The sequence below is a fragment of the Vibrio sp. V42_P2S4T144 genome (genome assembly GCF_009904715.1).
GTDB classification, from domain to species: Bacteria; Pseudomonadota; Gammaproteobacteria; order Enterobacterales; family Vibrionaceae; genus Vibrio; species Vibrio alginolyticus.
The window spans coordinates 1-7,352 of record NZ_WXWS01000678.1 but is presented as its reverse complement, the minus strand read 5'-3'; the positions used below and the strand labels follow the sequence as shown (position 1 = coordinate 7,352).

The 7,352-nt window shown below is 46.7% G+C and carries 4 protein-coding genes; 3 read left to right on the top strand and 1 reads right to left on the bottom strand.

Features of this window, described 5'->3' with window-relative positions; all coding sequences use genetic code 11:
• The first annotated feature begins 60 nt into the window (after window positions 1-60).
• The 3 genes from CAG68_RS21830 to hldE all read left to right on the top strand — a co-directional run bounded on the left by CAG68_RS21830 (window position 61) and on the right by hldE (window position 5,772).
• A complete protein-coding gene (locus CAG68_RS21830; protein WP_005379890.1) occupies window positions 61-1,317 on the top strand; it encodes a methyl-accepting chemotaxis protein in 1,257 nt (418 codons plus the stop codon).
• 113 nt (window positions 1,318-1,430) lie between these two features.
• Entirely contained in the window at window positions 1,431-4,274 is a 2,844-nt protein-coding gene (gene glnE, locus CAG68_RS21825; protein ID WP_161441655.1) for a bifunctional [glutamate--ammonia ligase]-adenylyl-L-tyrosine phosphorylase/[glutamate--ammonia-ligase] adenylyltransferase, read from the top strand.
• A gap of 67 nt (window positions 4,275-4,341) precedes the next feature.
• The gene (gene hldE / locus CAG68_RS21820) at window positions 4,342-5,772 is read left to right on the top strand and encodes a bifunctional D-glycero-beta-D-manno-heptose-7-phosphate kinase/D-glycero-beta-D-manno-heptose 1-phosphate adenylyltransferase HldE (protein ID WP_017633601.1); all 1,431 of its coding nucleotides are present in this window, start codon (window positions 4,342-4,344) and stop codon (window positions 5,770-5,772) included.
• 177 nt (window positions 5,773-5,949) lie between these two features.
• Here hldE and tolC read toward each other — a convergent pair whose 3' ends face one another.
• On the bottom strand, window positions 5,950-7,278 hold the full coding sequence (gene tolC / locus CAG68_RS21815; protein ID WP_005379884.1) for an outer membrane channel protein TolC: 1,329 nt from the start codon (window positions 7,276-7,278) through the stop codon (window positions 5,950-5,952).
• Window positions 7,279-7,352: the final 74 nt, after the last annotated feature.

The following is a 7,352-nucleotide window of genomic DNA, read 5'->3' as shown; positions in this document are numbered from 1 at the left end:
ACTATAAGTAATATAAAGATTATAGATAAAGACTATATAAGACTCGGTGGAGAACTGACAATGGAAAAGCTGGCATTTAAGCCATGGGAAAGGGTCATATCCGACATTCGACTGGTGCCTAAAATGGTCATGTTGATGGTCTTCAGTACTGTCCTGATCGTGGCAAAACAACTGTGGGACGCAAACACTTTTTACGACTCACTTTTAGCGGCGACACAAAACGCGCAAGTTGCCCAACAGCATTATGAAGCATATTTAACGCAAGTTGCTTGGCAAACCGCCTTATTGATTGTGGTTTTTGTCGTGCTCTTATTAGCGGCGGCTAGAGTGATGTTGCGTCAAACACAGTATCTGAGCGACGCGATCAAACTGATGGCGAGCAAGAACCTCTCTGTTCCATTTGGTATGGATTGTAAAGATGAATACGGAGACGTGGCACGTGAATTAGAAAAGACACGTCGACAATTGCACGATGTGATTCAAATGCAAATTAATGCGTCTGATGAATTATCAACGCTCACCGAAGTCATGACACTGAGCATGTCGGAAACGAAGGAATCGGCGCAAGAAGAGTTTAACGAAATTGATCAACTTGCTACGGCGATGAGTGAAATGTCGTCGACGGTCCAAACGGTTGCGGAACATGCCCAGACGGCCTCTTCTCTGACAGAGCAAGCTTCCGCACAAGCAATTTCTGGTCAGCAGTTCTTGCAAAGTACAATGGCGAAAATGAGTGAACTTTCGTCGGATATCGCTTCATCGGCACAAGCGGTTAACCAAGTTGAAGAACGTGTTGAAGCCATTGGTAGCGTTGTAGGGACGATTCAAGGCATTTCTGAACAAACCAACCTGCTTGCACTGAATGCGGCGATTGAAGCGGCGCGAGCTGGCGAGGCTGGGCGGGGTTTTGCTGTGGTTGCAGATGAAGTTCGTAACCTTGCCCAACGTACACAACAAGCGACGGTAGAAATTCAAGAGATGATCGCACAGCTGCAAACCAGTGCTGAATCTGCGGTAGAACTCATGGAAAAAAGCGTTGTAGAAGCGGCAGATGGAAACGAGCTGGTTTCTAATGCTGGATCTGAGCTCGATGGTATTGTTGGGCAAGTGACGCAAATCAATGACATGAACTTCCAGATCGCGACGGCGTCTGGTCAGCAAAGCAGTGTTGCAGAAGAGATGAGCCAAAACCTCACCAATGTACGTGAGTTGGTGGAAGCCTCAGTTGTTGTCGTTACCGAGCTGCTAGAAACCTCTGAAATGATGCAAAATAATGCAGGTGAGCTAGACAAGAAGATCAAATCTTTCCAAGTTTAATATTCGATCCCGAACTTTTGATAAAACGCCCACAAACCTTTTGTGGGCGTTTTTATTTGCTTTCAGTCTGGTATAAAGAATGAGTTACCGTGCTTTTCAAACAAGGAAGAAAAATGCAGCTGCCTTCGCCACTGATTTCTATCGCTGAATCTGCCGTACAAAACGCCCAAGACGCAGGTTATTTTCCCCTTTGGCCCGATGAAGTTGCGCAGCAATTTCGTTATGTGGCGGGCTTAAGCCAATTTATAACCGAAGCCATTCATCGCGATGAAGTCCTAGCCCGTGAGTTGCCAAGTATGTTAGCGCAGCCAAGTCGTCAGGAGTCTTACCGCTCAAGCCTTGCTGAACTGTTGGAACAATGTCCTGATGAGATGTCTGGTCATCGCGTATTGCGTCAGTTTCGCAACCGAGAAATGGTGTACATTGCGTGGAAGGATTTCACGCATGCATGGTCTCTAGAGACGTCTTTAAGCCACTTATCTGAGTTGGCAGAAGCGATGATTTTTGAAACCTATCAATGGCAATATCAAGTGTGTTGTCAGGAGTGGGGCACGCCAACAAGTGAGGACGGTGAAGTGCAGCCGATGTTAATTATCGGCATGGGGAAACTGGGTGGTGGCGAGCTAAACTTTTCTTCCGATATTGATCTAATTTTCACGTACCCAGAGAATGGTGAAACCCAAGGCGCACGCCGAAGCATTGCCAATGCCCAGTTCTTTACTCGTCTTGGTCAACGCATCATCAAAGCGCTCGACCAACAAACCTTCGATGGTTTTTGCTACCGCGTCGACATGCGGCTTCGCCCATTTGGAGAAAGTGGCCCCTTGGTTATGAGCTATGCCGCACTTGAAGATTATTACCAAGAACAGGGACGAGATTGGGAACGTTACGCGATGATCAAAGCTCGGGTGATGGGATGTGAGATGTACCCGCAGTATCAAGAGCTACGCCAAATGCTGCGCCCTTTTGTTTTTCGTCGTTATATTGATTTCAGTGCGATTCAATCTTTGCGTCGAATGAAGTCGATGATCAGTAGCGAGGTTCGCCGCCGAGGGTTGAATAACAACATTAAGCTAGGTGCGGGTGGCATCCGAGAAATTGAATTTATCGCTCAAGTTTTTCAATTGATTCGAGGTGGTCGAGAGCCTTCTTTGCGTAATCGAGGGCTGTTGGAAACGCTGCAAGGCATTGAAGAACTGGCATTGCTTACTCCAAAAGAAGTCAGCGATCTAGAAGCTGCATACAAGTACTTGCGTCAATTAGAAAACTTGTTGCAAGCAATGGCGGATAAGCAAACCCAGACGCTGCCTGATTGCGAAACCGAACGCTTAAAGCTCGCCACTGCGATGAAAATGAGCTGTTGGGAGCAATTAATTGAGCAAACCCAGCAGCATATGGCAAATGTTCACCAAGTTTTTGAATCACTAATTGGTGATGATGAAGAAGACGAGGGGACTACTGTTGCTCGTCATTTTCATGAGCTATGGGATATGGCCGACAAACAAGACGTTCTTGAGCATATCTTGCAGCAGGATATTCAGATTGAAGACTTTGCTGCATGCGCGAAAACCATCATCAACTTTAAAACCGATCTGGCCAAAAAAACGTTAGGCCCACGTGGACGCGAAGTGCTCAATCGTTTGATGCCGAAAGTGTTTGATGCGGTCTTTGCCCATCCTGATGCACAGTTTGGTTTATCTCGTGTACTTCACTTGCTACATAACATCTGCACTCGCACAACTTACTTGGAATTATTGGATGAGCATCCAGCGGCTCTGGTGCAGCTCGTACGTTTGTGTACCGCAAGCCCAATGATTTCAGAGCAGCTGTCTCGTTATCCTATCTTGCTTGATGAGTTAATCGACCCTGCGCAGCTGTACAATCCCATTCCATTAGACAGTTACCGTACAGAGCTACGTGATTATTTGGCGCGTATTCCTGAAGATGATATGGAACAGCAAATGGAAGCGTTGCGTCAGTTTAAGCAAATTTGTATTTTGCGTATTGCAGCGGCAGATATTGCTGGCGCATTGCCAGTGATGAAAGTGAGTGACCATTTAACTTATTTAGCGGAAGCTATCGTTGATGCGGTGATCAGTCAGGCTTGGTTGCAAGTGTCTGAAAAGTACGGCGAGCCAACGCATGTGAAAGATCGTGAAGGCAAAGGCTTTGCTGTAATTGGCTATGGTAAAGTCGGAGGGTGGGAGCTCGGCTATAACTCCGACTTGGATATTGTCTTCATGCATGACTGCCCAGTCAATGTCTACACTGACGGCAAAAAAGAGATTGATGGTCGTCAGTTCTACCTTCGTTTAGCACAGCGTATCATTCATATTTTCTCCACTCGCACCGCTTCCGGTATTTTATACGAGGTCGATACCCGATTGCGTCCGTCCGGTGCATCGGGTTTGTTGGTTAGCCCAACGGACGCGTTCGACGACTATCAACATCAAGACGCGTGGACATGGGAGCATCAAGCACTTGTCCGCGCGCGCATGATTTATGGTGATGAACCACTGGCAATTGCATTTCACAATACGCGGCATGATGTGCTGTGCAAAGCACGCGATCAAGCTGAACTGAAAAAAGACGTTGTCGAAATGAGAGAAAAAATGCGCGGTCATCTTGGGGGGAAAAAGCCAGGCCGCTTTATGCTCAAGCAAGATGTAGGTGGGATTACCGATATCGAATTTCTCGCTCAGTACCTAGTGCTCAACTATAGTCACGATAAGCCGAAATTGACGCGTTGGTGTGATAATGTGCGCATCTTTGAAACGCTCATTGCGCAAGATGTTATGGACGAAGACCAAGCAATGCAGTTGATACGTGCTTACACGACAATGCGCAACGAAATACACCGCCGAAATCTACTCAATTTAGACGCTGATGTGGTGGAAGATAAGTTTGTTGCCGAAAGGGAGTGGGTAAAACAGGCTTGGAATCAGTGGTTCAGTTAAGACCATATATTTAGCCTCGATAAGGGCTGTGATAAACTCACTTCGATTTAATTTTTGGAGACCAACAATGAAACCAATTCTACCTGATTACAACAGCGCTGGTGTGCTCATCATCGGTGATGTCATGCTAGATCGTTACTGGTATGGCCCAACCGGGCGCATTTCTCCTGAAGCGCCGGTTCCTGTTGTAAAAGTAGAAAACAATGAAGAGCGTCCTGGTGGTGCTGCGAACGTTGCGATGAACATCGCATCACTAGGTGGCCATGCTCACATTGTTGGTCTAACTGGGGAAGATGAGCCTGCAAAAGTGCTGACGGAGACGCTGAGCTCACTCAATGTGAAGTGCGATTTCGTTGCACTGCCTGATTACCCAACGATTACGAAGCTTCGCGTAATGAGCCGTGGACAACAGCTTATTCGTCTCGACTTCGAAGACAAGTTTGAAAACACAGATTCTGCGCCTGTGCTATCGCGTATGGATGCCGCACTGCCAAACGTTAAAGCCGTGATTATGTCTGACTACGCAAAAGGTTCGTTAGAGCATGTTCAGGCATACATTCAAAAAGCGCGCGCAGCAAATATTCCGGTTTTCATTGACCCGAAAGGTGCTGATTTTGAACGCTACCGTGGCGCAACACTTCTTACGCCAAACATGAAAGAGTTCGAAGACGTTGTAGGTAAAGTGAAATCTGACCAAGAGCTAGTAGAGAAAGCACTGGCTTTGGTTGAAGAGTTTGAATTTGAAGCGCTTTTAGTGACACGCAGCGAAAACGGAATGACCTTGATTCGTCGTGGCCAGGAACCGTTCCACCTTCCAACTCAAGCGAAAGAAGTGTACGACGTGACAGGTGCGGGCGACACGGTTATCTCTGTATTGGCAGCGTCTGTTGCCGCAGGCAAATCATTTGAAGAAGCGTGTGCATTAGCAAACGCAGCGGCAGGTGTTGTGGTTGGTAAACTAGGCACGTCAACGCTTTCTGAGATTGAATTAGCAGAAGCGGTACATGGCAGCCAAGACACGGATTACGGTGTGATTTCAGAAAAAGCACTGATCGAAGCGGTGAAAAAAGCACGAGCTCGTGGCGAGAAAGTCGTTATGACAAATGGCTGCTTTGATATTCTGCACGCTGGGCATGTGTCTTACTTAAACCATGCTGCTGAACTGGGCGATCGCCTAATCGTTGCGGTAAATACCGATGAGTCAGTAAAACGCCTTAAAGGCCCTGGTCGTCCGGTAAACCCAACCGATCGCCGCATGGCGGTGTTGGCAGGTTTGGGCGCTGTGGATTGGGTTGTACCATTTAGTGAAGATACGCCGCAGCGTTTGATCTCAGAAGTTCTACCAAGCTTGCTAGTAAAAGGCGGTGACTACAAACCAGAAGAGATTGCTGGTGGTAAAGAAGTCATTGCGGCGGGTGGTGAAGTTCGTGTATTGAACTTTGAAGATGGCTGCTCGACCAGTGAGATCATTAATGCAATCAAAGGCGGTAAGGGCTAAGCCTGCTGTTTGTTAGCATTGAAATGCTATTTGCTCATAAAGGTCGCTAAGTGCGGCCTTTTTGATACTTGATGCTCAGAGACACTTTTAGGCTCTGAACTACAAGTAATAAAAAACGCCAGCTGATAACTCAACTGGCGTTTTTATTTATTAAGACCTGAAGTATTCAGTTAGCGGTTATTTTGCCGCTTTCAAACCTGCATCAACGTCCAAGATGTCTTGTTCGCTTAGCGTACCAACTGCTTGGCGTAGCTGAAGAACACTTAAAATGTAGTCGTAACGAGCGTTCGATAGGTTTTTGTTCGCATCGTATAGACGACGAGTCGCGTCCAGTACATCAACGATAGTACGAGTACCTACATCAAAGCCAGCTTCTGTTGCTTCTAGTGCAGAGCGTGCAGAAATAACCGCTTGCTCATACGCACGTAATGCGCCGATAGAGGCGTTAATGTTGTTGTTTTGTGCGCGAACATCTTTGACTACGCTACGGTACTGTGCTTCAAGATCTTCGCTTGCTGCCACGTATGCGTATTCAGCTTGTTTGGTTTGAGAGGTTACGTTACCACCTGTGTATAGCGGTACTGCAAGGTTCACACCAATATTGAAGTTGTCTGTCGTGTTGTCACGAGAGCTATGAGAAGTATCACCGTAGTTGTAACCACCGTCTAGAGAGAGCGTTGGTAGGTGGCCAGAGCTTGCTAGTGAAATATTGTCACGCGCAATGTCTTGAAGAATACGTGAAGATAGCAAGGTCAGGTTTTTGGTTTTTGCTTCATCAATGAGCGATTCAGCAGGTACGGTCGATGGGCTAGCAGTGAAGCGGCCAGTGTCCAAAATGTTGAGATCTTTGTGCTCTTGGCCTGTAATTTCACGCAGTGACTCGTAGCTATTAGTGAGCGCGTTTTCTGCCAACACTTCGTCCGCTAGCACTTGGTCGTACTGAGCTTGTGCGTCATGCACGTCAGTGATTGCAGACAAACCTACTTCAAAACGCTGTTTAGTTTGCTCAAGTTGACGGCCAACCGCGGCTTTTTCTGCACGTACGAAAACAAGATTATCTTGTGCGCGTAGAACTTCAAAATACGCTTGTGACACGCGAAGAATCAGTGCCTGTTGCGTCGCTGCGTAAGTTGCGTCTGCTTGGCGAGCACTTTTCTCAGCAGTATCTAGAGAGATCCAAGATGCGCGGTTGTAAAGTGCTTGTGAAAAGCTAACGCCAGCGGTTAGTGCGTTGCCATCGTTTGATACGTCGCTAATTAGATTTGAATCGTATTCAGTATCACCACGAGTTAAATTGTAACCCGCAGTAAGGTTAATTTGTGGTAATAGAGCACTACGGCTTGAGGTGATTGCTTCGAAAGCTTGGTCACGTTGTGCTGCTACACTGAGCAATTGTGGATCATTTTGTTTTGCCAAGTCGTAGATTTCAGCCAAAGAGTCTGCGAACGCAGACGTACTCATGCTACCTAGCGCTGCACTGATAAATAGTGGAAGCAATTTTTTCATTTTCTATTCCCGCGGTCCATAGATTGGTTAATTCTCAGTAGTTTAACTCAATTTGCACGATATTTACTCTAAAG